23 protein-coding genes are annotated in these 24,526 nt (G+C 70.1%); 11 read left to right on the top strand and 12 right to left on the bottom strand.

Annotated features, from left to right (window positions below):
* The 5 genes from ACWDTS_RS05315 to ACWDTS_RS05295 form a co-directional block, all read right to left on the bottom strand.
* The gene (locus ACWDTS_RS05315; RefSeq protein ID WP_197253164.1) at positions 1-1,296 is read right to left on the bottom strand and encodes a cysteine desulfurase; all 1,296 of its coding nucleotides are present in this window, start codon (positions 1,294-1,296) and stop codon (positions 1-3) included.
* A 4-nt stretch (positions 1,297-1,300) separates the two neighbouring features.
* Complete coding sequence (sufC, locus tag ACWDTS_RS05310) at positions 1,301-2,086, bottom strand: Fe-S cluster assembly ATPase SufC (RefSeq protein WP_248673920.1); 786 nt, start codon at positions 2,084-2,086, stop codon at positions 1,301-1,303.
* 42 nt (positions 2,087-2,128) lie between these two features.
* Positions 2,129-3,334 (bottom strand): Fe-S cluster assembly protein SufD, encoded by a 1,206-nt coding sequence (gene sufD, locus ACWDTS_RS05305; protein WP_197253162.1) that lies wholly within the window; start codon positions 3,332-3,334, stop codon positions 2,129-2,131.
* Positions 3,335-4,783, bottom strand: coding sequence for a Fe-S cluster assembly protein SufB (sufB, locus tag ACWDTS_RS05300; RefSeq protein WP_450117728.1), 1,449 nt, complete (start codon positions 4,781-4,783; stop codon positions 3,335-3,337).
* Between the two features lie 84 nt (positions 4,784-4,867).
* The gene (locus ACWDTS_RS05295; RefSeq protein ID WP_450117727.1) at positions 4,868-5,680 is read right to left on the bottom strand and encodes a helix-turn-helix transcriptional regulator; all 813 of its coding nucleotides are present in this window, start codon (positions 5,678-5,680) and stop codon (positions 4,868-4,870) included.
* A gap of 71 nt (positions 5,681-5,751) precedes the next feature.
* Here ACWDTS_RS05295 and mptB point away from each other — a divergent pair, with 71 nt between their 5' ends.
* The 4 genes from mptB to ACWDTS_RS05275 are packed head-to-tail and all read left to right on the top strand — an operon-like array spanning position 5,752 to position 10,285.
* Positions 5,752-7,518 carry a polyprenol phosphomannose-dependent alpha 1,6 mannosyltransferase MptB gene (gene mptB / locus ACWDTS_RS05290; RefSeq protein WP_450117726.1) on the top strand — a complete coding sequence of 589 codons (1,767 nt, stop codon included), beginning with the start codon at positions 5,752-5,754 and terminating at the stop codon, positions 7,516-7,518.
* A complete protein-coding gene (locus ACWDTS_RS05285) occupies positions 7,515-8,459 on the top strand; it encodes an ABC transporter ATP-binding protein (protein WP_450117725.1) in 945 nt (314 codons plus the stop codon). Before mptB ends, ACWDTS_RS05285 begins: the two co-directional genes overlap by 4 nt.
* Positions 8,456-9,256: an ABC transporter permease gene (locus ACWDTS_RS05280; RefSeq protein WP_450117724.1), complete on the top strand. Its 801-nt coding sequence runs from the start codon at positions 8,456-8,458 to the stop codon at positions 9,254-9,256. Before ACWDTS_RS05285 ends, ACWDTS_RS05280 begins: the two co-directional genes overlap by 4 nt.
* Before the next feature lie 60 nt (positions 9,257-9,316).
* On the top strand, positions 9,317-10,285 hold the full coding sequence (locus tag ACWDTS_RS05275) for a COX15/CtaA family protein (protein WP_197253156.1): 969 nt from the start codon (positions 9,317-9,319) through the stop codon (positions 10,283-10,285).
* 71 nt (positions 10,286-10,356) lie between these two features.
* Here the strand turns inward: ACWDTS_RS05275 and ACWDTS_RS05270 are convergent, their stop codons facing one another.
* A complete protein-coding gene (locus ACWDTS_RS05270; RefSeq protein ID WP_197253155.1) occupies positions 10,357-10,704 on the bottom strand; it encodes a hypothetical protein in 348 nt (115 codons plus the stop codon).
* Positions 10,705-10,726: 22 nt separating this feature from the next.
* Here ACWDTS_RS05270 and ACWDTS_RS05265 point away from each other — a divergent pair, with 22 nt between their 5' ends.
* On the top strand, positions 10,727-11,692 hold the full coding sequence (locus ACWDTS_RS05265; protein ID WP_197253154.1) for a quinone oxidoreductase family protein: 966 nt from the start codon (positions 10,727-10,729) through the stop codon (positions 11,690-11,692).
* Between the two features lie 107 nt (positions 11,693-11,799).
* On the opposite strand, the gene ACWDTS_RS05260 is transcribed toward ACWDTS_RS05265, so the two are convergent.
* Positions 11,800-12,777 (bottom strand): heme o synthase, encoded by a 978-nt coding sequence (locus ACWDTS_RS05260; protein WP_197253153.1) that lies wholly within the window; start codon positions 12,775-12,777, stop codon positions 11,800-11,802.
* A gap of 221 nt (positions 12,778-12,998) precedes the next feature.
* On the opposite strand from ACWDTS_RS05260, the gene tkt reads away from it, so the two are divergent.
* From tkt to pgl, 5 genes are read left to right on the top strand one after another with little or no spacing between them, the layout of a single operon-like run.
* Positions 12,999-15,101, top strand: coding sequence for a transketolase (gene tkt, locus ACWDTS_RS05255; RefSeq protein ID WP_450110166.1), 2,103 nt, complete (start codon positions 12,999-13,001; stop codon positions 15,099-15,101).
* Between the two features lie 6 nt (positions 15,102-15,107).
* Complete coding sequence (tal, locus tag ACWDTS_RS05250) at positions 15,108-16,253, top strand: transaldolase (protein WP_197253152.1); 1,146 nt, start codon at positions 15,108-15,110, stop codon at positions 16,251-16,253.
* Between the two features lie 2 nt (positions 16,254-16,255).
* Positions 16,256-17,797, top strand: coding sequence for a glucose-6-phosphate dehydrogenase (zwf, locus tag ACWDTS_RS05245; RefSeq protein WP_248673918.1), 1,542 nt, complete (start codon positions 16,256-16,258; stop codon positions 17,795-17,797).
* Entirely contained in the window at positions 17,794-18,702 is a 909-nt protein-coding gene (gene opcA, locus ACWDTS_RS05240; protein WP_368862560.1) for a glucose-6-phosphate dehydrogenase assembly protein OpcA, read from the top strand. The genes zwf and opcA overlap by 4 nt, the downstream gene beginning before the upstream one ends.
* Entirely contained in the window at positions 18,695-19,447 is a 753-nt protein-coding gene (gene pgl / locus ACWDTS_RS05235; protein ID WP_450117723.1) for a 6-phosphogluconolactonase, read from the top strand. The genes opcA and pgl overlap by 8 nt, the downstream gene beginning before the upstream one ends.
* 349 nt (positions 19,448-19,796) lie before the next feature.
* Here the strand turns inward: pgl and ACWDTS_RS05230 are convergent, their stop codons facing one another.
* Positions 19,797-20,054, bottom strand: a complete 258-nt coding sequence (locus ACWDTS_RS05230; RefSeq protein WP_450110129.1) for a hypothetical protein — start codon at positions 20,052-20,054, stop codon at positions 19,797-19,799.
* Between the two features lie 222 nt (positions 20,055-20,276).
* On the opposite strand from ACWDTS_RS05230, the gene ACWDTS_RS05225 reads away from it, so the two are divergent.
* On the top strand, positions 20,277-21,152 hold the full coding sequence (locus ACWDTS_RS05225; RefSeq protein ID WP_197253138.1) for a universal stress protein: 876 nt from the start codon (positions 20,277-20,279) through the stop codon (positions 21,150-21,152).
* Here ACWDTS_RS05225 and ACWDTS_RS05220 read toward each other — a convergent pair.
* The 4 genes from ACWDTS_RS05220 to ACWDTS_RS05205 are packed head-to-tail and all read right to left on the bottom strand — an operon-like array spanning position 21,149 to position 24,525.
* Positions 21,149-21,616: a hydrogenase maturation protease gene (locus ACWDTS_RS05220; RefSeq protein ID WP_197253137.1), complete on the bottom strand. Its 468-nt coding sequence runs from the start codon at positions 21,614-21,616 to the stop codon at positions 21,149-21,151. The genes ACWDTS_RS05225 and ACWDTS_RS05220 overlap by 4 nt on opposite strands.
* Positions 21,617-21,623: 7 nt before the next feature.
* On the bottom strand, positions 21,624-22,916 hold the full coding sequence (locus ACWDTS_RS05215; RefSeq protein WP_450117722.1) for a Ni/Fe hydrogenase subunit alpha: 1,293 nt from the start codon (positions 22,914-22,916) through the stop codon (positions 21,624-21,626).
* Positions 22,900-23,691: an NADH-quinone oxidoreductase subunit B family protein gene (locus ACWDTS_RS05210; protein WP_197253135.1), complete on the bottom strand. Its 792-nt coding sequence runs from the start codon at positions 23,689-23,691 to the stop codon at positions 22,900-22,902. The genes ACWDTS_RS05215 and ACWDTS_RS05210 overlap by 17 nt, the downstream gene beginning before the upstream one ends.
* The gene (locus ACWDTS_RS05205) at positions 23,692-24,525 is read right to left on the bottom strand and encodes an FAD/NAD(P)-binding protein (RefSeq protein WP_248673916.1); all 834 of its coding nucleotides are present in this window, start codon (positions 24,523-24,525) and stop codon (positions 23,692-23,694) included. It lies immediately after the preceding gene.
* Position 24,526 lies beyond the last annotated feature (1 nt).

Below are 24,526 nucleotides of genomic sequence, written 5' to 3'. Positions count from 1 at the left end.
TCAGGACGCCCCGTCGATCGTGGTCTCGTGAATGTCCAGCGGCGGGTGGGTTCCGAAGAACTCCTGGGCCCGCCGGATCGCCGCGGCCAGGGCACGCACCTCGTCGGTGGTGTTGTAGACCGCGAACGACGCCCGCGCGGTCGCGGCGACACCGAAACGCCGGTGCAGAGGCCACGCGCAGTGGTGCCCGACGCGGATCGCGACACCCTCGTCGTCGAGGATCTGCCCGAGATCGTGGGCGTGGATGCCGTCGACGACGAAGGACACCGCTCCCCCGCGACGCTCGGTGGTGGTGGGGCCGATGATGCGGACCCCGTCCATGGCGCCGAGCAGTTCGAGCGCGAGGGCGGTCAGTTCGTGTTCGTGCGCGGCGACCGCGTCCATCCCGATCTCGTTGAGGTAGCGCACGGCGGCGCCGAGCCCGACGACCTGCGAGGTCATCGGCACCCCGGCCTCGAACCGCTGCGGCGGCGCCGCGAAGGTGGTCGCCTCCATCGTCACGGTCTCGATCATCGAACCGCCGGTGATGAACGGCGGCATCGCGCTGAGCAGCGCCCGCTTGCCGTACAGCACGCCGACGCCGGACGGACCGAGCATCTTGTGACCGGAGAACGCCGCGAAGTCCACGTCCAGGGCGTGGAAGTCGACCGGCATGTGCGGCACCGACTGGCACGCGTCGAGCACGACCAGCGCACCGACCGCGCGGGCGCGGCGCACCAGTTCCTCGACCGGCGCGACCGCACCGGTCACGTTCGACTGGTGGGTGAACGAGACGACCTTGACGGCGTCGGACAGCTCCAGCGAATCGAGGTCGATGCGGCCGTCGTCGGTGACGCCGTACCAGCGCAGCGTGGCGCCGGTACGCCGGGCCAGTTCCTGCCACGGCACCAGATTCGCGTGGTGCTCGAGTTCGGTGATCACGATCTCGTCGCCGGGGCCGACCGCGCGGGTGAACCGCTCGTCGCCGAGCACGTGGGTGACCAGGTTCAGCGACTCGGTGGCGTTCTTCGTGAACACCAGCTCGTCGGTGTCGGCGCCGACGAACTCGGCGATCGCGGCACGGGCCCCCTCGTACGCGTCGGTGGCTTCCTCCGCGAGCTGGTGGGCGCCGCGGTGCACGGCCGCGTTGCACGTGGTGAGGAACTCGCGTTCGGCGTCGAGCACCTGGATCGGCCGCTGAGAGGTCGCACCCGAATCGAGGTACACCAACGGCTTTCCGTCGCGCACCGTACGGGCCAGGATCGGGAAGTCCTTCCGGATCCTGGTGACATCGAGTTCCCTCACCGGGATGGTCATGTGTCTAGGCTCCTGCCGCGGCCTGGGTGAAACGGACGTAACCGTTGGTCTCGAGCTCGTCGGCGAGTTCCGGTCCACCGGACTCGACGATCCGGCCACCGACGAACACGTGCACGAACTGCGGCTTGATGTAGCGCAGGATGCGGGTGTAGTGGGTGATGAGGAGGACGCCGCCGTGCTCGCGCTCCTGGTAGCGGTTGACCCCCTCGGACACCACGCGCAGCGCGTCGACGTCGAGACCGGAGTCGGTCTCGTCGAGGATGGCGATCTGCGGCTTGAGCAGGCCGAGCTGGAGGATCTCGTGGCGCTTCTTCTCGCCGCCGGAGAATCCCTCGTTGACGCTGCGCTCACCGAACGCCGGATCGATGTCCAGCTCGGTCATCGCCTCCTTGACCTCCTTGACCCAGGTCCGGAGCTTGGGGGCCTCGCCGCGGACGGCGGTGGCGGCGGTGCGCAGGAAGTTCGACATCGACACGCCGGGCACCTCGACCGGGTACTGCATGGCCAGGAACAGGCCGGCGCGGGCACGCTCGTCGACGCTCATCTCGAGCACGTTCTCACCGTTGAGGGTGATGCTGCCGGAGGTCACCTCGTACTTGGGGTGGCCGGCGATCGCGTACGACAGGGTCGACTTGCCGGAGCCGTTGGGGCCCATGATGGCGTGCGTCTCGCCGGAGCGGACCGTCAGGTTGACGCCCTTGAGGATGTTGATGGGCTCGGCGTTCTCGTCGGTCTGGGCGACGCGAACGTGCAGGTCCTTGATCTCGAGGACGTTCTGGGGGGTGGACATCGGTGAATCGGTTCCTTACGAAAGTGTGTGGGCGGTTCGCGCTCAGGCGCCGACGGCGGCGAGTTCGGCTTCGACGGCGGCCTCGAGCCGTTCCCGGACCTCGGGGACGGTGATCTTCTCGATCAGTTCGTGGAAGAAGCCGCGCACCACGAGCCGGCGGGCCTGATCCTCGGGGATGCCGCGGGCGCGCAGGTAGAACAGCTGCTCGTCGTCGAAGCGGCCGGTCGCCGAGGCGTGGCCGGCGCCGACGATCTCGCCGGTCTCGATCTCGAGGTTCGGCACCGAGTCGGCGCGGGCGCCGTCGGTGAGCACCAGATTGCGGTTGAGCTCGAAGGTGTCGGTGCCCTCGGCCTCGGCGCGGATGAGCACGTCGCCGATCCACACGGTGTGGGCGTCGGGCTTGCCGGACTCGGGGTCGCCCTGCAGCGCGCCCTTGTACACCACGTTGGACTTGCAGTGCGGCTGCGAGTGGTCGACGAGCAGACGCTGCTCGAGGTGCTGACCGGCGTCGGCGAAGTACAGGCCGAGCAGCTCCGCGTCGCCGCCGGGCGCGTCGAACTTGACGGTCGGCGAGATGCGCACCAGGTCGCCGCCGAGACCGACGGTGAAGTGCCGCAGGGTCGCGTCGCGGTGCAGTCGCGCGTGGTGCGCGGCCACGTGCACGGCGTCGTCGGCCCAGTCCTGCACGGCGACGACGTTCAGGTGTGCGCTGTCGCCGACGACGAACTCGACGTTCTCCGCGTACGTGCCGCTCCCCCGCTGATCGAGGATCACGGTGGCCTTCGCGAACGGCTCGAGCCGCAGCTGCAGGTGCCCGAAGGCGACCTGTCCTTCACCCGGGCCGGTGATCGTGATGGTGACCGGATCGGCGACCTCGACCTCGCGGCCGACGGTGACGACCGTGGCGGATTCGAACGACGAGTACGCCTGGGCGGCGATGCGGTCGAACGGGACCCCGCCCTGTCCGAGGCGCTCGTCGTCGCGGCCGACGGTCTCGACCTGCACGCCCTCCACCTCGGAGACCTCGACGGTCGCGGTGCCGGAGGCGACGGCGCTGCCGTCGTGCAGCCCGCGCAGGCGGCGCAGCGGGGTGAACCGCCACGCCTCGTCGCGGCCGCCGGGGATCTCGAAGGCATTCACGTCGAAGGACGTGAACAGCTCACCCTTGTTGGCGGCCGGCACACGGGTGTTCTCGCCGCGCACGGCGTCCTGCACCCCCGAGGGGGTGTTTGCGGTATTCGCAGCCATTTAGCCGACTGCCCCTTCCATCTGCAGTTCGATCAGTCGGTTCAACTCGAGGGCGTACTCCATGGGGAGTTCCTTGGCGATCGGCTCGACGAAGCCGCGCACGACCATCGCCATCGCCTCGTCCTCGGTCAGGCCGCGGCTCATCAGGTAGAACAGCTGGTCATCGCTGACCTTCGACACGGTCGCCTCGTGACCCATCGTCACGTCGTCCTCGCGGATGTCGACGTACGGGTAGGTGTCCGAGCGGCTGATCTGGTCGACCAGCAGCGCATCGCACTTGACCGTCGACTTCGAGCCGTGGGCACCCTTGTTGACCTGCACCAGCCCGCGGTAGGAGGCCCGACCGCCGCCGCGCGCGACCGACTTGGAGACGATCGTCGAGGAGGTGTGCGGCGCCAGGTGCAGCATCTTCGCGCCGGTGTCCTGGTGCTGGCCCTCGCCTGCGAAGGCGATGGACAGGACCTCGCCGCGAGCGTGCTCGCCCATCATCCACACGGCCGGGTACTTCATCGTCACCTTGGAACCGATGTTGCCGTCGATCCATTCCATGGAGCCGCCGGCCTCGACCTTGGTGCGCTTGGTGACCAGGTTGTAGACGTTGTTCGACCAGTTCTGGATGGTCGTGTAGCGGCAGTGGCCGCCCTTCTTGACGATGATCTCGACGACCGCCGAGTGCAGCGAATCCGACTTGTAGATCGGCGCGGTGCAGCCCTCGACGTAGTGCACGGACGCGCCCTCGTCGACGATGATCAGGGTCCGCTCGAACTGGCCCATGTTCTCGGTGTTGATCCGGAAGTAGGCCTGCAGCGGGATGTCGACGTGCACTCCCGGCGGCACGTAGATGAACGAGCCACCCGACCACACGGCGGTGTTCAGCGCGGAGAACTTGTTGTCGCCGGCGGGGATGACCGTGCCGAAGTACTCCTTGAAGATCTCCGGGTGCTCACGCAGGCCCGAGTCGGTGTCCAGGAAGATCACGCCCTGCGACTCGAGGTCCTCGCGGATCTGGTGGTAGACCACCTCGGACTCGTACTGGGCGGCGACACCGGCGACGAGGCGCTGCTTCTCCGCCTCCGGGATACCCAGCTTGTCGTAGGTGTTCTTGATGTCCTCGGGCAGTTCCTCCCAGGAGGTGGCCTGCTTCTCCGTGGAGCGGACGAAGTACTTGATGTTGTCGAAGTCGATGTCCTCGAGATTCGAACCCCACACCGGCATCGGCTTCTTGTCGAACGTGCGCAGCGCCTTGAGGCGGATGTCGAGCATCCACTCCGGCTCGTTCTTCTTGGCGGAGATGTCGCGCACGACCGCCTCGGACAGGCCGCGCTGCGCGGCAGCGCCTGCCGCGTCCGGGTCCGACCAGCCGTAGTCGTAGTGACCGAGGGACGCGATGGTCTCCTCCTGCGTCAGCGGCGCACCTGCGCCGGACGCCTGGTCCGATGTGAGGGTCATGCGAGCTCCTTCCGGAGTCTTGTTCGTTGTCGGCGCGGACTGGGATGCCGACGGGCTGGGCTGCTGGGGGTCACCGCTCGGCGGTCAGGGGTCGCTGTCGGTCCGGGCGCGGGTCGCCGGGTCCGGGAGCAGCGGCACGTGGGTGGTGCAGAAGCTGTCGCCGTTGGCGATGGTCGCGAGCCGCTGGACGTGGGTGCCGAGGATCTCGACGAAGGCTTCCTGTTCCGCCTCGCACAGTTCCGGGAACTGTTCGGCGACGTGCGAGACCGGGCAGTGGTGCTGGCAGACCTGCATGCCGGTGCCGACCCGCCGCGTGGATGCGGCGAATCCGGCGGCGCTGAACGCCTCGGCGATGTCCTCGAGGGTGGCTTCGATCTCGTCGGATCCGGCGGCCGGTTCGACACCGGCGAGGATCGACCGGACGCGGCGGCGCGCGAAGTCCTCGATGGCGGCGTCGCCGCCGAGTTCGCGCAGGTGCCGCATCGCGGCGCCGGCGAGGTCGTCGTAGGTGTGCCCGAGGCGGGCGCGGCCGACGGCGGTCAGCTGGAACCGGCGGGCCGGACGCCCGCGACCGCGGTCCTGCCGGCGCGGCGGGGCCGCTGCCTGGGCTTCACCGCTGTCGATGAGCGCGTCCAGGTGCCGGCGCACACCGGCGGCGCTGAGTCCGAGCCGCTTGCCGATCTCCGGGGCCGTGATCGGGCCCTCCTCGAGCAGCAGCTGCACCACCGCCGCGCGGGTCTGGCCCTCGTGCTGCGCGTGCTGCGGCGACGAATCGCGACCCGAACGCGACGCGGCGAGGCCTGCGTCAGGCACGTGACCTGCGCATTTCTCGTCGACGGGGTGTTCGGTCGCTGATTTCACAACACCAGTGTGACGGAATTCGGAAACCCGGTCCACCAAGGGTGCCCTTCCCCACACCCCGGGCCGGACCGGGAATAGGCCCGTGACCGGCCCGATAGGCTGCTCGGGTGCCGCCGACCATCGACGAACCCAGCACGGCCGGCCCGGCCCCGAAAACGGGCCGCTCCGAGACCGCCCGTGCCTTCGAAACCGTCGGCATCCGGGCCGTGACGCTGGGCAAGCGCGCGCTCGGGCTCGACGGTCGCGGTCCCCACACCGACGTGGTGACCGTGCTGCACGGCGACGAACGCGAAGGCCGCGGCCTCGACGCCACCGAGATCACCCAGTTGCACCGGATCCGGTTGTTCGGTGCGACCGGCGCGGTCCTGATGTGCGTCGGCGCCCTCGGCGCGGGCGCCCAGCCGGTGCTGCAGAACCCGGTCCAGGGCGTGCGGCTGCTGGGGTTGCCGGCCCGGATGCCGAGCGCGGCCCTGACCCTGGCGATGACCGGCACCGTCCTGGTCGTGCTGGCCTGGCTGCTGCTCGGCCGCTTCGCCGTCGGCCGGCGCGATCCCGACGGCCAGCCCCGCCGGCTGTCCCGATCGCAGCTCGACCGCACCCTGCTGCTGTGGATTCTGCCGCTGACCGTCGCGCCGCCGATGTTCAGCAAGGATGTCTACTCCTATCTGGCGCAGAGCGAGATCGCCGCGCGCGGGCTGGATCCGTATGCGATCGGGCCGGCCGGCGCGCTCGGCGTCGACCACGTGCTCACCCGGACCGTGCCGAACATCTGGCGCGAGACCTCCGCGCCCTACGGGCCGGCGTTCCTGTGGATCGGGGAACGCATCACGTTCCTGACCGGCGAGAACATCGTGTTCGGCATCTTCCTGCACCGACTGCTCGCGCTCGGCGGTGTCGCCCTGATCGTGTGGGCGCTGCCGCGGCTGGCCCGGCGCTGCGGTGTCGCGTCGGTGACCGCGCTGTGGCTCGGCGCCGCCAATCCGTTGCTGCTGTTCCACCTGGTCGCCGGCATCCACAACGAGGCGCTCATGCTCGGACTGATGCTCGCCGGGCTCGAACTGGCGTTGCGCGGCATCCACGCCGGCGGTCCGGGAACGCCGTTGCGGGGCCGCTACCTCGCGTGGCTCCTCGCCGGCGCCGCGCTGATCGCACTGTCGTCGATGATCAAGGTGCCGTCGCTGCTCGCGCTCGGATTCGTCGGCATGGCGCTGGCACGACGCTGGGGCGCCACCGCGCGGGCGGTGCTGGCGGCGGCGGCCCTGCTGGCGGCGGTGTCGCTGACGGTGATCACCGTGGTGAGCTGGGGCAGCGGACTCGGGCTCGGCTGGACGAACACGCTGGGCACCGCGACCGAGGTGCGCAGCTGGATGTCGATCCCCACGCTGCTCGGGGTCGGGACCGGTCTGGCGGGGGTGCTGCTCGGATTGGGCGATCACACCACCGCGATCCTGTCGATCACCCGGCCGATCGCCGCCATGATTGCGGCATTCGTCACAATCCGGATGCTGCTGGCGGTGCTCGTCGGGCGGATCCACCCCGTCGGCGGGCTCGGAGTCTCGCTCGGCGCGATCGTTCTGCTGTTCCCCGTCGTGCAGCCCTGGTACCTGCTGTGGGCGGTGATCCCGCTCGCCGCGTGGGCCACCCGGCCGATCTTCCGGATCCCCACGGTGGCCTTCTCGTCGCTGGTCAGCGTGATTTTGATGCCCAACGGCGGCGAGTACCAGCCGTTCATCATCGTGCAGGCCGCGATCGCGACGGTCGTCGTCGTCGGGCTGCTCATCGTGTTCACCCGGAACCGGTTGCCGTGGCGCGAGGAGGACCGCACACCACCGCGCCCCGCCGAATCCCCCGACGCCTACGCTGGAAACCCGTGACCTCGAGATCCCCTGCCGGTACGGCGCCTGCGGTGCGCCTGAACGGCGTCGTCAAGAAATTCGGCGACACCACCGCCGTGAACGAGCTCGACCTCACCGTCGAGCGCGCCCAGGTGCTCGCCCTGCTCGGCCCCAACGGCGCCGGCAAGACCACCACCGTGGAGATGTGCGAGGGCTTCGTGACCCCCGACGCCGGCACCGTGCGCGTGCTCGGCCTGGATCCGATCGCCGATTCGGAGGCCCTGCGGCCCCGGATCGGGGTCATGCTGCAGGGCGGCGGCGCCTACCCCGGTTCCAAGGCCGGCGAGATGCTCGACCTGGTCGCCTCGTACTCGGCGAATCCGATCGACCCGGCGTGGCTGTTGAACTGCCTCGGGCTCGACGAGGCCCGCCGCACCCCCTACCGCCGGCTCTCCGGCGGTCAGCAGCAGCGGCTGGCGCTGGCGTGCGCGCTGGTCGGCCGCCCGGAACTGGTGTTCCTCGACGAGCCGACCGCGGGTCTCGACGCCCAGGCCCGGCTGCTGGTGTGGGAACTGATCGACGCCTTGCGCCGCGACGGCGTCTCGGTGCTGCTGACGACGCATCTGATGGACGAGGCCGAGGAACTGGCCGACGAGGTCGTGATCATCGACCACGGACGGGTCGTCGCCGCCGGAACACCCGCGGAGGTGGCGCGGACCGGATCCGAGCAGCAGCTGTGGCTGTCCGCATCCGCGGGGCTCGACCTCGCGCCGCTGCGGACCGTGCTGCCCGACGGGTTCCGCGTGCGCGAGCAGCAGCCGGGCCGCTACCTGGTCGAGGGCGCGATCGATCCCGCGGTGGTCACCGCGGCCGCGTCGTGGTGCGCCGACCAGGGGGCGCTGGTGAGCGAGATCCGCGTGTACCAGCGCAGCCTCGAGGACGTCTTCCTCGACCTGACCGGACGGGAGTTGAGAGGGTGAGCGTGACGCATCACGATCGGCTGGCGGGCAACCGGTTCGAGGCCGGGACCTTCGCGCCCGCCCCGCGACCGAACACGCCGGCGGCGATGCTCGCGGCGCAGACGCGCATGGAGCTCAAGCTGCTGCTGCGCAACGGCGAGCAGCTGCTGCTGACCATGTTCATCCCGATCACCCTGCTGATCGGCCTGACCCTGCTGCCGATCGGTGATCTCGGTGATCCCCGCGTGGAACGGGTCCTGCCGGCGGTGATGATGGTCGCGGTGATGTCCACCGCGTTCACCGGTCAGGCCATCGCCGTCGGATTCGACCGCAGATACGGTGCACTGAAAAGGATCGGCGCGACCGCCCTCCCGAAGTGGGGCATCATCGCAGGTAAGAGCGCCGCGGTGGCGATCGTAGTGGCGATGCAATCGATTCTGCTCGGTGCTATCGGAGTGGCCCTCGGATGGCGTCCGAGCCTGCTGGGACTGCTGCTCGGCGCCGTCGTCATCGCGCTCGGCACGGTGATGTTCGCGACGCTCGGGCTGCTGCTCGGCGGCACCCTGCGCGCCGAGATCGTGCTCGCCCTGGCGAACATCATCTGGTTCGTGCTGCTCGGCATCGGCAGCGTGGTGCTCGCCGGGGGCGGCCTGCCCGACGCCCTCGTGCACCTGGCGCGGGTGACCCCGTCCGGAGCGCTGGCCCTCGGCCTCGAGGAGGCCGTGCTCGGCGGCATGGACTGGCTCGCGATGACGATCCTCGCAGTCTGGGCCGTCGTCGGCGCGGTGCTGGCCCGGCGCTTCTTCCGATTCACGTGACGGCCCGACCCCACCAGCCCAACTACAGCGCGTAGTGGACGGACCCGTACCATCGTGAACGTGCTGTATCGCGGCTACCTGAACCTCGTCGACCGACTTCCGCTTCCGTCGCTGCGGATCCAGCGGATCATCGCCTTCCTCACCATCGTCGTGCAGGGCGGCATCGCCGTCACCGGCTCGGTCGTGCGGGTCACCGCGTCGGGCCTCGGATGCCCCACCTGGCCGCAGTGCTTCCCCGGCTCCCTGGTGCCGGTCGGCGTGTCCAGCAACGTGCACACCATCCACCAGATCGTCGAGTTCGGAAACCGCCTGCTGACGTTCGTCGTCGTCGCCGTCTCCGCCGCGATCGTGCTCGCCGTGACCCGTGCCCGTCGCCGCCGCGAGGTCGTCGCCTGGGCGTGGCTGATGCCCGCCGGCACCGTGCTGCAGGCCGTGATCGGCGGCATCACGGTGCTCGCCGGGCTGGCGTGGTGGACCGTCGCGATCCACATGCTCGCCTCGATGCTGATGGTGTGGCTCGCGGTCGTGCTGTTCGTCAAGGTCGGCGAACCCGACGACGGGGTCGTCGAGCAGGTGCTCCCCCAGCCGCTGCGGTGGCTGACCGCGCTGTCCGCGGCCGTGCTGGCCGGCGTCCTGATCGCCGGAACGATGGTCACCGGCGCCGGCCCGCACGCCGGCGACAAGGGTGTCGAACGCCCGGTGCCGCGGCTCGACGTCGACATCACCACGCTCGTGCACCTGCACGCCGAACTGCTCGTCGGCTACCTGGCGCTCCTGGTGGGCCTGGCGTTCGCGCTGTACGCCGTCGCCGCCCCGGCCGCGGTGAAGCTGCGGCTGAAGGTGCTGATCGGCCTGGTCCTGGCCCAGTCGCTCATCGGCCTCGTCCAGTTCTGGACGGATGTGCCCGCGGTGCTCGTGGTGCTGCACGTGGCCGGTGCCGGTCTGTGCACGGCCGCGACCGCCGCGGTATGGTGCGCCGGCCGCGTCCGCGTCGCCGCCCCGCGCCCGGAGGCCGTCACCACCGCCTGACTACGATCCGACGCTGCGGGCCCACCTCCTGGAACGGAGGTGGGCCCGCGGCGTTTCGCGTGTCGGCGGCGTCAGCGCTCGTTGCGCGCCTTCGGGAAGCGGGTCTGGTTCGCGACCCAGCCGGCCATCTTCTTCCAGTGGCCCTGCTGCGGGGTGGCGATGCTGGTGACCTCGCGATCCCAGTCCGAGACCGTGACGTTCGGCAGCGCCTCGACGACCGCGTGCGCGGTCGCCAGGTCGGCGACGACACGATCGCCCAGGGTGCCGTCGGCGGCGACGACGGTCACGCGCACCCCGGCTTCCCCGATCGGCTGCAGGACCGCCTTGGCGGTATCACCGTGCGCGGCGACGAAGGAACGGAGAGAGGAGACGACGTCGGCGGGTGCGGGTGCGGCCGCGACCTGAGTTTCAGCGCTCATGCCTGCAGAATACTGTGGGCCCATGCGCGCAATCGAAGTGACACGGTTCGGTGGTCCCGACGTCCTCGTTCCCGCCGAGCTCCCCGATCCCGTTCCGGGGCCGGGTGAGCTGCTGGTCCGCACGGACGCCATCGGCGTCAACTACATCGACACCTACTTCCGCACCGGCCTGTACGCGACGGATCTGCCCTACGTACCCGGGTCCGAGGGCACCGGCCGCGTCGAAGCCGTCGGGCCCGGAACCAGCGAGTTCGCGGTCGGCGACCGGGTGTGCTGGGCCGCGGCCCCCGGCTCGTACGCGGAACTGGTCGTCGTGCCGGAAGCGGTCGCGGTGCCGGTCCCGGACGAGGTACCCGCGGACCAGGCCGCTTCCGCGCTGCTGCAGGGCATGACCGCGCACTACCTGCTCGAGTCGACGTATCCGGCGCAGCCCGGGGAGACGGTGCTCATGCACGCGGGCGCCGGCGGGGTCGGCCTGATCCTGACCCAGCTCGCGACCGCGAAGGGGGTACGGGTCATCACCACCGTGTCCTCGGACGAGAAGGAGGCGCTGTCGCGGGAGGCCGGCGCCGCGGAGGTGCTCCGCTACGGCGACGACCTTCCCGAGCGGGTGCGGGAACTGACCGGCGGCGAGGGCGTCGCCGCCGTGTACGACGGGGTCGGCAAGGACACCTTCGAGGCGTCGCTGGCGTCGCTGCGGATCCGCGGCACGCTCGCGCTGTTCGGTGCCGCGAGCGGCCCGGTGCCCCCGTTCGATCCGCAGCGGCTCAACCCCGCCGGATCGCTGTTCCTGACCCGCCCCACCCTGGTGCACTACACGCGGGACCGCCAGGAGCTGCTGTGGCGCTCCGGTGACGTCTTCGCGGCCATCGCCGCCGGTGATCTGAAGATCCGCGTCGGGGCGCGCTATCCGCTCGCGGAGGCGGCGCAGGCCCACCGCGACCTCGAGGGCCGCAAAACCACCGGTTCGATCGTGCTGGCGCCGTAGGCGCCCGTGTGCCTTATTGGCGGCCCTGGCCGCCACAAAGGCACACCGCGCAACGAACGCCGCCCTTCCGTCGGGAAGAGCGGCGCCGTTGCTGTCGGTTCAGCAGATCAGAGGTACGAGGCGATGGTGGGCAGGTCCAGCACGGAGTCGACGGCCAGGCCCAGGCACACCACCGCGAGGTAGTTGTTCGACTGCAGGAACAGCTTGAGCGGCTTGACGGACGCGCCCCCGCGCACGCTGTTGTACAGCTGGTGGGCGATGAACACGAACCAGGCACCGGCGAGCACCGCGACCGCCGCGTACACGACGCCTGCCGCCGGGACGAGCACCAGCGTGGCCAGCACCGTCGCCCACGTGTAGATCAGGATCTGCTTGGTGACGTGCTGCTCGGTGGCGATCACGGGGAGCATCGGCACGCCGGCCGCCTTGTAGTCCTCCTTGTAGCGCATCGCCAGCGCCCAGGTGTGCGGCGGAGTCCAGAAGAAGATCACCAGGAACAGCACGATCGGCTCCCAGCTCAGCGACCCGGTCACCGCGGCCCAGCCCACCATCACCGGCATGCAGCCGGCAGCGCCGCCCCACACCACGTTCTGCCAGGTACGACGCTTGAGCACCATCGTGTAGACGAGCACATAGAACGCGATGGTCGCGACGACGAGCGCCCCGGCGAGCAGATTCGCGCGCCACCACAGCCACGCGAACGACGCGATGCCGAGCACCATGCCGAACACGAACGCGTTGCGCGTGGGCACGGCCTGCCGCGCCAGCGGACGCCGCGCGGTGCGCTTCATCACCTTGTCGATGTCGGCGTCGACGACGCAGTTGAGCGAGTTCGCGCTCGCCGCGCCCATCCAGCCGCCGAACAGGGTGCTGAGGATGAGAACGAGATCGACGTTGCCGCGGTCGGCGAGCAGCATCGCCGGGATGGTCGCGACCAGCAGCAACTCGATGACGCGCGGCTTGGTCAGCGCGATGTAGGCGAGCACGGTGCCCGAGATCCGGCCCCACGGGGTGTCCGGCCGCGGGGCGCTGGGGGCTTCCGGGGCACCGAAGCCGTGTCCTCCCGGCCGTCGCCCTGCCCGCACACTGTCTCCTTGCACCACGCGAATACACACCTTCGCTCGCCCGCCGACCGCCGCCCGATCACGGACGCGCACTACTACGGTCGATGGTAGACCGCGGACAGGCCTCGGCCGAATCGACCCGTAGGCCGCACGGGGCCGCCGCGGCCATTAGGCTGGGAGGGCGCGCGACGCATTCGCGGTCGCAGGCATCCCGTACACCCATGTCAGGAGACTTGAAGCTCGTGTCGATCACCGACGAGATCCGCACCCTCACCGCGGCGGTCCACCCCGCCGACTGGACCGATCTGGACACCAAGGCCGTCGACACCGCCCGTGTGCTTGCTGCGGACGCCGTGCAGAAGGTCGGCAACGGGCATCCCGGCACCGCGATGAGCCTGGCGCCGCTGGCGTACACGCTGTACCAGCGGGTGCTGCGCCACGACCCCACCGACCCGCAGTGGGTCGGCCGCGACCGGTTCGTCCTGTCCTGCGGCCACTCGAGCCTGACCCTCTACATCCAGCTCTACCTGTCCGGCTACGGCTTGGAGCTGGCCGACCTCGAGGCGCTGCGCACGTGGGGTTCGCTGACCCCCGGCCACCCCGAGTTCGGGCACACCGCGGGTGTCGAGATGACTACCGGCCCGCTCGGCCAGGGTCTGGCCTCCGCGGTGGGCATGGCGATGGCCGCTCGGCGGGAGCGCGGCCTGTTCGACCCGGAGGCGGCGGAGGGCACCAGCCCGTTCGACCACCACATCTACGTCGTCGCGTCCGACGGTGACATCGAGGAGGGCGTCACCTCCGAGGCGTCGTCGATCGCCGGGGTGCAGGAACTGGGCAACCTGATCGTCTTCTACGACGACAACAAGATCTCCATCGAGCACGACACCGCGATCGCGCTCAGCGAGGACACCGCCAAGCGCTACGAGGCGTACGGCTGGCACGTGCAGACCGTCGAGGGCGGCGAGAACGTCACCGCGATCCTCGAGGCGGTCGAGGCGGCGAAGGCCGTCACCGACAAGCCGTCGCTGATCCTACTGCGCACCGTCATCGGCTACCCGGCCCCGACGAAGATGAACACCGGCGACGTGCACGGCGCGGCGCTCGGCGCGGACGAGGTCGCCGCGGTCAAGAAGTTCCTCGGGTTCGATCCCGAGAAGAACTTCGACGTGGATCCCGCTGTGATCGAGCACACCCGCCGCGTCGTCGACCGCGGGGCGAAGGCCCGCGCCGACTGGCAGGCCGCGTTCGACGCGTGGGCCGAGCGGGAGCCGCAGCGCAAGGAACTGTTCGACCGCCTGCAGGCCGGCGAGTTCCCGGCAGGCTGGACCGACGCCCTGCCGACCTACGAGCCGGCCGAGAAGGGCCCGGCGACCCGGAAGGCGTCCGGCAACGCGCTCGCCGCGCTCGGCCCGATCCTGCCGGAGCTGTGGGGCGGGTCCGCGGACCTGGCGGGTTCGAACAACACCACCATCCCCGGTTCGGAGTCGTTCGGTCCCGAGTCGATCTCGACCAAGGACTGGACGGCCACCCCGTACGGCCGCACCCTGCACTTCGGTGTCCGCGAGCACGCCATGGGCTCGATCCTCAACGGCATCGCGCTGCACGGGCCGACCCGCCCGTACGGCGGCACGTTCCTCGTGTTCTCCGACTACATGCGTCCCGCGGTGCGCCTGGCCGCGCTCATGCAGACCCCGTCGATCTATGTGTGGACGCACGATTCGATCGGTCTCGGCGAGGACGGCCCGACCCACCAACCGGTCGAGCACCTCACCGCGCTGCGCGCGATCCCGAACCTCGCGGTGATCCGCCCCGCGGACGGCAACGAGACGTCGTTCGCGTGGAAGGCCGCGCTGGAGAACAAGACGGGCCCGACCGCGCTCGCCCTGACCCGTCAGGACGTGCCGGTGCTCGAGGGCACCCGCGAGAAGGCCGCCGAGGGTGTGGCCCGCGGCGCCTACGTGCTCGCCGAGGCGTCGACCGGCACCCCCGAGGTGCTTTTGCTCGCCACCGGTTCCGAGGTGCAGCTCGCCGTCGCCGCGCGTGAGGTCCTCGAGGCCGAGGGCGTCCCGACCCGCGTCGTGTCGGTGCCGGTTCTCGACTGGTTCCTCGAGCAGGACCAGGCGTACCGCGACGAGGTGCTGCCGCCGTCGGTGAAGGCCCGCGTGTCCGTCGAGGCGGGGCTGGCGCTGCCGTGGTACCGCCTGATCGGCGACGCCGGCGAGGCCGTGTCGCTCGAGCACTACGGCGCTTCCGCCGACTACAAGACCCTGTACCGCGAGTTCGGCATCACCGCCGAGGCCGTCGCCGACGCTGCACGCCGCTCGCTGACGCGACTGAAGGGATAGATCGTCATGACGCAGGAAACCACCACGCAGAACGCGAATCTGGCAGCACTGTCGGCCGCAGGCGTGTCCGTGTGGCTCGACGACCTGTCCCGCGAGCGCATCGAGTCCGGCAACCTGGCCGAGCTCGTCGCGACCCGTTCGGTCGTCGGGGTCACCACCAACCCGTCGATCTTCCAGGCGGCGCTGTCGAAGGGCCACGCCTACGACGCGCAGATCACCGAACTGGCTGCCGCCGGCTCGGACGTCGACACCACGATCCGCACCGTCACGACCGACGACGTGCGCGCCGCGTGCGACGTGCTGGCACCGGTGTACGAGGCGACCGACGGTGTCGACGGCCGGGTCTCGATCGAGGTCGATCCGCGACTCGCCCACGAGACGGACGCCACCGTCAAGCAGGCGATCGAGCTGTGGAAGATCGTCGACCGCCCGAACCTGTTCATCAAGATTCCTGCGACGGTCGCCGGCCTGCCCGCGATCGCCCGGGTGATCGGCGAGGGCATCAGCGTGAACGTGACGCTGATCTTCTCGGTGGACCGGTACGAGCGGGTCATCGAGTCCTACCTCGACGGTCTGACCGCGGCGAAGGCCGCCGGGCACGACCTGTCGAAGATCCACTCGGTGGCGTCGTTCTTCGTCTCCCGCGTGGACACCGAGATCGATGCGCGGCTCGAGGAGATCGGCACGGACGAGGCACTGGCCCTGCGCGGCAAGGCCGGGGTCGCCAACGCTCGCCTGGCGTACGCGGCCTACCGGAAGGCCTTCGAATCCGGTGCGCGTTTCGAGCAGCTCGCCGCCGCCGGGGCCCGGCCGCAGCGCGCGCTGTGGGCGTCGACCGGTGTGAAGAACCCCGCATACCCGGACACGCTGTACGTGACCGAGCTGGTGGCGCCGCACACCGTCAACACCATGCCGGAGAAGACCCTCGAGGCGGTCGCCGACCACGGTGAGATCACCGGCGACACCGTCACGGGCACCGACACCGCCGCCGAGCACGTGTTCTCCGCGCTGAAGAAGGCCGGGATCGATCTGAACGACGTGTTCCGCAAGCTCGAGGACGAGGGCGTCGAGAAGTTCGAGGTGTCCTGGAACGAACTGATCGCGGCCACGGCCGAGCAGCTTGCGGCGCACACCGCCGGCGCGGAGGGCTGACGGTGAGCGAACCCGCGGCGGCGGAGTGGGTCAATCCGCTTCGTGACGAGAGGGATCGGCGGCTTCCCCGCATCGCGGGCCCGTGTGCGCTGGTGATCTTCGGGGTCACCGGCGACCTGGCCCGCCGGAAGCTGATGCCGGCGGTCTACGACCTCGCCAATCGTGGCCTGCTGCCGCCCGGGTTCGCTTTGATCGGCTTCGCCCGAAGGGACTGGGTGGACGAGGATTTCGGCCGGATCGTGCACGACGCGGTCAGGGCGAACTCGCGCACCCCCTTCCGGGAGGAGGTGTGGCAGCGACTCGCCGAGGGGATCCGCTTCGTCCAGGGCAGCTTCGACGACGAGGACGCGTTCGCCCAGCTCGCGACGACCCTCGCCGAGCTCGACAAGATCCGGGGCACGGGCGGCAATCACGCGTTCTACCTGTCGATTCCGCCGGATTCGTTCCCGGTGGTGTGCTCGCAGCTGTCGCGTTCGGGTCTGGCCGGCTCGGAGGACGGGCGCTGGAGCCGCGTCGTGATCGAGAAGCCGTTCGGGCACGACCTGGCCAGCGCCCGCGCGCTCAATGCCGTTGTCGGCGAGGTGTTTCCCGAGGATTCGGTGTTCCGCATCGACCACTACCTCGGCAAGGAAACGGTGCAGAACATCCTGGCGATGCGATTCGCGAACCAGCTGTTCGATCCGCTGTGGAACGCCCACTACGTCGACCACGTGCAGATCACCATGGCCGAGGACATCGGGCTCGGGGGCCGCGCCGGATACTACGACGGCATCGGCGCCGCGCGCGACGTCATCCAGAACCATCTGCTGCAGCTGCTCGCGTTCATCGCGATGGAGGAACCGATCAGCTTCGATCCGGCCGAACTGCGGGCCGAGAAGATCAAGGTGCTCTCGGCGACGCGGCTCGCCGAACCGCTCGACGAGACCACCGCGCGCGGACAGTACGTCGCGGGCTGGCAGAACGGCGGCGAGGTCGTCGGGTTGCACGAGGAGCAGGGTTTCGCGCCGGACTCGACGACGGAGACGTTCGCGGCGATCACCTGTGAGATCAACACCCGCCGTTGGGCGGGCGTGCCGTTCTATCTGCGCACCGGCAAGCGGCTGGGGCGTCGCGTCACCGAGATCGCGATCGTGTTCAAGCGGGCGCCGCACCTGCCGTTCGACGACACCATGACCACCGAGCTGGGCCAGAACGCGCTGGTGATCCGGGTGCAGCCGGACGAGGGCGTCACGCTCCGGTTCGGGTCGAAGGTGCCCGGGTCCTCGATGGAGGTCCGGGACGTGAACATGGACTTCAGCTACGGCCAGGCGTTCACCGAGTCGTCGCCGGAGGCGTACGAGCGGCTGATCCTCGACGTGCTGCTCGGCGAACCGTCGCTGTTCCCGGTCGACGAAGAGGTCGAGTTGTCCTGGAAGATCCTCGATCCGGTGCTCGAGCACTGGGCCGCCCACGGTGTCCCGGAGCCGTACGAGGCCGGGACCTGGGGCCCGCCGTCGGCGGACGAGATGCTGCGCCGCTCCGGCCGCGAATGGAGGCGACCGTGAGGGTTCAGCTGCGCAACGCGACCGCGATCGACATCGGCAAGAAGCTCGTGGAGCTGCGCCGCAACGGTGGGGTCGTCACGCAGGGCCGCGTGCTCACGCTCGTGGTGTGCACCGACGGCGGTCGCGGTCTCGAACCGGCGATCGCCGCCGCGACCGCCGCGGCCCGCGAACATCCGTGTCGCGTCATCGTCGTCGGCCGGGTCAACGACGGCGACGTCCCGCGCATGGACGCCGAGATCCGTCTCGGTGGCGATGCCGGCGCGTCCGAGGTGCTGATCCTCGCGTTGCACGGACCCCTCGCGGACCATCAGGAGTCGGTGATCGTGCCGTTCCTGCTGCCGGACACCCCGATCGTCGTGTGGTGGCCGACGTCGCCGCCGGAGGTTCCCGCGAAGGACCCGGTGGGTCGCCTGGCGGTGCGCCGGTTGACCGATGCCACCAACGACGCCGATCCGATGGCCTCGATCGCTTCCCGGCGCGCCGGATACACCCCCGGCGACACCGACCTGGCGTGGGGCCGCATCACCTACTGGCGGGCGCTGCTGGTGTCGGCGCTCGACCAGGCCCCGCACGAGCCGATCGAGTCGGCGCGTGTGTCGGGGCTGGCGAACGAGCCTGCGCTGGATCTGCTCGCGGGCTGGCTCGCCAGCCGGATCGACGGGCCGGTGCAGCGTGCGATCGGCAAGCTGCAGGTGGAGCTGCGCACCCGGTCGCAGACGATCGAGCTGGTGCGTCCGCAGGACGGGCGCGTCGCCACGCTCAAGCGCACCGGGAAACCGGATTCGCTGATCACCCTGGCGCGTCGGGACTCGTGGGAGTGCCTCGCCGAGGAACTGCGACGGCTCGACCCCGACGAGGTCTACCACTCTGCACTCAACGGCATCTCGAAGGTGGAATATGTCTGATGCACCGGTCCGCGTCGAACGTTTCGCCTCGAGCGAGGCACTGGTCGGCGCGGCGGCGTCCGCGTTCGTCGACGCGGTGGTCATCGCGCAGCGTGAGCGGGTGAGCGCGTCGGTGGTGCTGACCGGCGGCGGCACCGGCATCGCGGTGCTCGAGCAGGTGTGCCGGGAGCAGGGCGGCATCGACTGGTCCGCGATCGACGTGTACTTCGGCGACGAGCGGTTCCTGCCCCCGGGCGACCCGGACCGCAACGAGGTGCAGGCGCGGGCGGCGCTGCTCGATCGGGTGCCGATCGATCCCGCGCGCATCCACGTGATGCCGGCGCTCGGGGAACCGGGCGGCGCGTCCCCAGCGACTTCCGCCGAGGCGTACGCGCGGGTGCTGGCCGCGCACTCCCCCGACGGCACGGTGCCCACGTTCGATGTGCATCTGCTCGGGATGGGCGGGGAAGGCCACATCAATTCGCTGTTCCCGGACACCGCCGCGGTGCGCGAGTCCGAGAAGTTCGTCGTCGGCGTCGACGATTCCCCGAAGCCGCCGCCGGCGCGGGTCACGTTGACGTTGCCCGCGGTTCGCCGCTCGCGGCAGGTGTGGTTCCTGGTGACCGGCGCGGCGAAGGCCGACGCGGTCGCGGCTGCGGTGGCCGGCGCCGATCCGGTCGATATCCCGGCGGCCGGGGCGCGCGGTCTCGAGCAGACGGTGTGGTTCGTCGACACCGAGGCGGCGGCGGGTCTGCCGGACGCCTGAGCACGCGGGCGGTCATCGTTCCCGTCCGTCGCTGCGGGTGTCGTCCGGGCGGGTGTCCGAGCCCGGCGTTCCGTCCCCGGCCGGCGTGCCGCATCCCAGCCTGATCGCGCTTCGCGGCCGGGATGCCGTGCGCAGCAAGCCCATTCGCGATCGTGTGCGTACGCAGTGCGTCGAGCGTGGGTCCATGGTCGGTGTTCCTCCCCCGTCGGGGACGACAGTGCTCGTCCTTACCCGGTTCGACGCGTCGACCCACCCGCCGGTTCCACGCGGTTCCAGTGCGTCGCCGGCGACCGGAGTCGCGGCCCCCACCACGACTCCGGTCGTGCCCACCACGGGGTCCGGCGCCGCGCTACAGGGACGGCAGGACGCCGGGGCTTCCGCCGGGCGTCAGGTAGGGCACCTCCGCGGGGCCGAGAACGGTCACGCCGGGCTGTACCGGGATGCAGGCCTCGTCGATGAGCGGCCGGTTGTAGCCCGGCTCGACGGAGGGTTGGTCCGGCTTCCAGCCGTCGGGGGCGCCGCCCACGTGGACCGGCCCGGCCGCCGCCAAGGCCCCACCGGCGGTCGCCGTCGCCAGAATCGCGCCGCGAATCAGCTTCGTGCCCATGAGGTTTGTCCTATCCTTCTCGTTACGGCGGAACCCTGTTGCCCGCCACCTACTTGGAGGAGCGAGACCAGCAAAAGGTTCCGGCGAACGAACTCGGCTCCGACGCGGGCGTGCTGCATGCCGGCGCCCGAAGGTGAGGACCTTCTCCCCTACGGCAGAGCGCGCTGCCGCAACGACGATAGGCAGTGACGGATTCCAGCCGGCCGACCCCAGGAGGCCAACGTGACCGCACCTCAACCGATAGTCGTCGGAGTGGACGGCTCACCCTCGTCTCTGCAAGCGGTCGCGTGGGCCGCGAAGGAAGCAGCACGACGGGGGGCTCCCCTCACCCTTGTCACCACGGCGATCGTGTCCGGCGGCTACGTCGTCCCCATCGGAATGCCGGACACCTTCTACGAGGAGGAGCAGCTCGAGGCGGAGCGGCGGCTCGCCGAGGCCGAGAGCCTGGTCGCGCAGGTGACGGCGGGACACACCGTCGAGGTCGAGAAGGCCGTGTCACAGGATGCACCGGCCCGCGAGCTGATCGAGCGATCCAAGTCCGCCCGGATGGTGGTCCTCGGTGCGAATCGGCGCGGCCTGATCGAACGTGCGATTCTCGGCTCGGTCAGCTCCGCGGTGGTCACCCACGCCCGTTCACCGGTGGCCGTCGTACGGGGTCTCCCGCATGTCGACGTCAACGATATTTCCGGTCCGGTCGTCGTCGGGGCCGACGGGTCGAAGCACAGCGAGCCCGCGATCGCGATGGCGTTCGAGGAGGCGGCCATGCGCGGTGCCGAGCTCGTCGCGGTCCACGCGTGGTCCGACGTCGATGTGCACGCCCCGTTCCCCAGCGACTTCGACTGGGCCCAGGTGGAGGAACGCGAGCGGGCGACGCTGTCCGAGAGCCTGGCCGGATACTCCGGGGAGTTCCCCGACGTCCCGGTCCGGACGGTGGTGGTCCTGGATCGGCCCGTCCGGACCCTGCGTGACGAGTCCGAGCACGCCCAGCTGTTGGTGGTCGGAAGTCGCGGACGGGGCGGGTTCACGGGCCTGCTGCTGGGCTCGACGAGCCGCGCGCTGCTGCACCACGTGACCTGCCCGATGCTGGTGGTGCGCTAGACGCGGGTAATTTCCTCCAGCACCGCCGCGACCACCCGGTCGGCTGCTCGGGCGGCGGTGCGGGACAGGCCGCAGCCGAAGCCGACGTCGGCGGCGTCGACGGTGTACAGCACCCATCGGCGGGGCATGCGATCGAGCAGACGCCCCAGCTCGAGGGCGGTGATCAACCCGAAGCCGTGGGTACTGGTCGCCGCCCCCGGCGACAGCGTCAGGTCCTGCGAGTCGAAACGGTGCACGGTTCCCGGAGTCACCGTTCCCGAACGAGCGGAATCTCCTACCGCGGAATCGATCAGAATCGCCAGATCCGCGCCGTCCCACGCGTCGAGCATCCGCGTCGGTTCGCCGTCCACCGCGTACACCCCGACGTCCGGTGCCACCCGGGCGGCGACGTCGCGCGCGACCGCGGGTCCGACCCCGTCGTCCCTGCGGTAGTCGTTTCCCAACCCGAGCACCACGGTTCTCATCGGCACATCATCGGCGCTGCACCGTGAGGGTCAGGAAGTGCGTGGCGCACGAGATGCACGGATCGTAGTTGCGGATGATGTGCTCGCACATCATCGTCAGATCCTCGTCCGAGGCGGCGAGATTCGCCTCGACGGCGCGGCGCAGATCGTGCTCGATCGCCGCCTGATTCTGGGAGGTCGGCGGGACGATCGCGGCCGCGGTGACGAGGCCGGCGGAGTCCAGTTCGTAGCGGTGATAGAGCAGGCCACGGGGCGCTTCGCTGACACCGTGCCCGACGCGACGCACCGGCGAGACAGCGGTGGCGGGTGGAGCGGGCCGTCGGTAGCGGTCGATGATCCGCAGCGCCTCCTCCAGCGCGTACACGACCTCGACGGCGCGGACGACGATGCTGCGGTAGGGATTGCGGCATCGGGGGCCGAGTCCCGCCGCGGCCGCGGACGCCGCGGCCTGCCCGGTCAGTTGCCCGGAGTTGAGCGAATACCGGGCCAGCGGGCCGGTGAGGTAGCGGCGCCCGTCGAGCGTGGCGTGCAGTGCGGTCGAGTGCGGCACCTGGTGTTCGGTCACGTGCTGCGGGAATTCGCTTGCTGTGCAATGCAACCCGTAAGTGGAGACGACGTCGCCGTCCTCGATGGCGTAGCGCGACGGGTGCTGCAACGCGAGGAACTCGTGGTCGACGTCGATGTCGGGACAGTCGAAGGAGGACACCCAGTCGACCGTTGCCACCGCGTCGTCGAGGGCGGCGTCGAGTTGCGTTGCGAGCGGGGCGAGTTCGGCCCGGGTCGGGGCGTGGTGGAATCCGCCGACCCGCACGTTGACGGGGTGAATCGGGCGCCCACCGACGACGTCGAGGACGGCGTTTCCCGCCTTCTTCAAGGCCAGTCCCCGTTCGACCGCGGCACGATCCCTGCGCGCGAGTTCGATCGAATCCGGGACGCCGAGGAAGTCTGGGGCGTGAAGGAAGTAGATGTGCAGCACGTGGCTCGCGATCCACTCCCCACAGTACAGGAGCCGGCGAAGGTCGGTGATGTCGTCGTCGACGATCACTCCGCACGCGTCCTCCAGCGCGTTGCAGGCGCTCACCTGATACGCGACGGGGCAGATCCCGCAGATCCGGGAGGTGATGTCGGGCGGCTCCAGGAAGTGCCGGCCACGCAGGAACGATTCGAAGAATCTCGGCGGCTCGTAGATCGCGAGATCCACCCGCTCGGCGCGGCCGTCGCGGACGGTGACGTCGAGCCGGCCTTCGCCTTCGACGCGGGCGAGCGCCCGGACGGTCATTTCCCTACGGGAGTCGGTCATCGCGTGCTCCCGCCGTGCCGGTGTCGAACGCCGCGACGTTGAACGTCGCGAAGATCCGGGAGATGTCCGCCTCGCTCATGCCGCAGGTCCGCAGCCACCCCGTCATGGACGCGAGGTTGGGATCGGGCGCCGGACCGAAACAGCCGTAGCATCCCCGGGAGACGGCCGGACACAGTGCGCCGCAGCCGGAGTGCGTCACCGGTCCGAGGCAGGGTGTGCCCTCGGCGACCATCACGCAGGTCAGACCGCGTCGTTTGCACTCCGTGCACACGGTGGTGTTCGGGATGTTCGGCTTCCGTCCGGACAGGTAGGCGGTGATCACCTCGAGGAGCTGGCGGCGATCGATGGGACATCCGCGCAGTTCGAAGTCGACCGGCACGTGCGCCGAGACGGGGGTCGAGGTGGCGAGCGTGTCGATGTAGTGGGGGTCGGCGTAGACGACCGACAGGAACTCGTCGATGTCGGCGAAGTTGCGCAGCGCCTGGATCCCGCCCGCGGTGGCGCAGGCCCCGATGGTGACCAGGGACCGGGATTGTTCCCTGATCCTGCGGATGCGGTCGCGGTCGGCCGCGGTGGTGATCGATCCTTCGACCAGCGACAGGTCGTACGGTCCACCCGCGACGGCGTCGGACAGCTCGAGGAAATGGGCGATCGACACCTCCTCGGCCAGCGGCAGCAGCTCGTCCTCGCAGTCGAGAAGGGTGAGCTGGCAGCCGTCGCAGGAGGCGAACTTCCACACCGCGAGGGTCGGTGTCGGTTTCGAGGGTGTACTCATCTACAGCTCCGGTACGCGCAGAAGCGGTTCGGCGACGGTGTAGTCGACGACGGGCCCGTCCCGGCAGAGCAGGAGCTCCCCGAGTTGGCAGTGGCCGCACTGCCCGGTGCCACACTGCATGTTCCGTTCGAGGGACAACTGGATGGCCTCGGCGGGAACTCCCCGCGACATCAGGGCGCGGGCGCAGAACCGCATCATCGGTTCGGGCCCGCACAGCAGTGCGGTGGTGCGGGCGGGGTCGACGTCGATTCTCTGTAGTGCTTCGGTGACGAATCCGACCGCACCCGTCCACCCGGACACCGGTTGGTCGATCGTCAGCTCGACGGTGAGGTCGTCCCGGGTCGCCCAGGCGGACAGGTCGGATGGGAACAGGATGTTTGCCGGGGTCCGCGCCCCGACGACGAGGGTGAGCCGCCGGAACCGGTCGCGTGCGGCGAGCGCGGCGAGCACGGCGGGCCGCAGGGGCGCTAGCCCTACCCCTCCGGCGACGACGACCAGATCACCGCCGGGGCGGGTGTGCATCCGCCATCCGTTCCCGAACGGGCCCCGGACACCGATCACCGTGCCGACCGGTGCGTCGTGCAGCGCCCGGCTCACGGCCCCCACGCTGCGGATGGTGTGGACGAGCGTGTCACTGTCGGGCGTCGGGTCACCGCTGACCGACACCGCCACCTCCCCGACGCCGTGGGCGTACAGCATCATGAACTGTCCTGGTGCAAAACGTCTTTCGGCGGGTTCCATGAGGGGCTGCAGCGTCAGCGTGACGGTGTCGTGTGTTTCCCGCGCGCGTGCGACAACCCGGTAGCCGAGGGGAATCGCGGAGTCCGGAGTCACG

This window comes from Rhodococcus sp. NPDC003383 (genome assembly GCF_053589115.1).
This window is presented reverse-complemented; position numbering and strand designations above follow the sequence as displayed.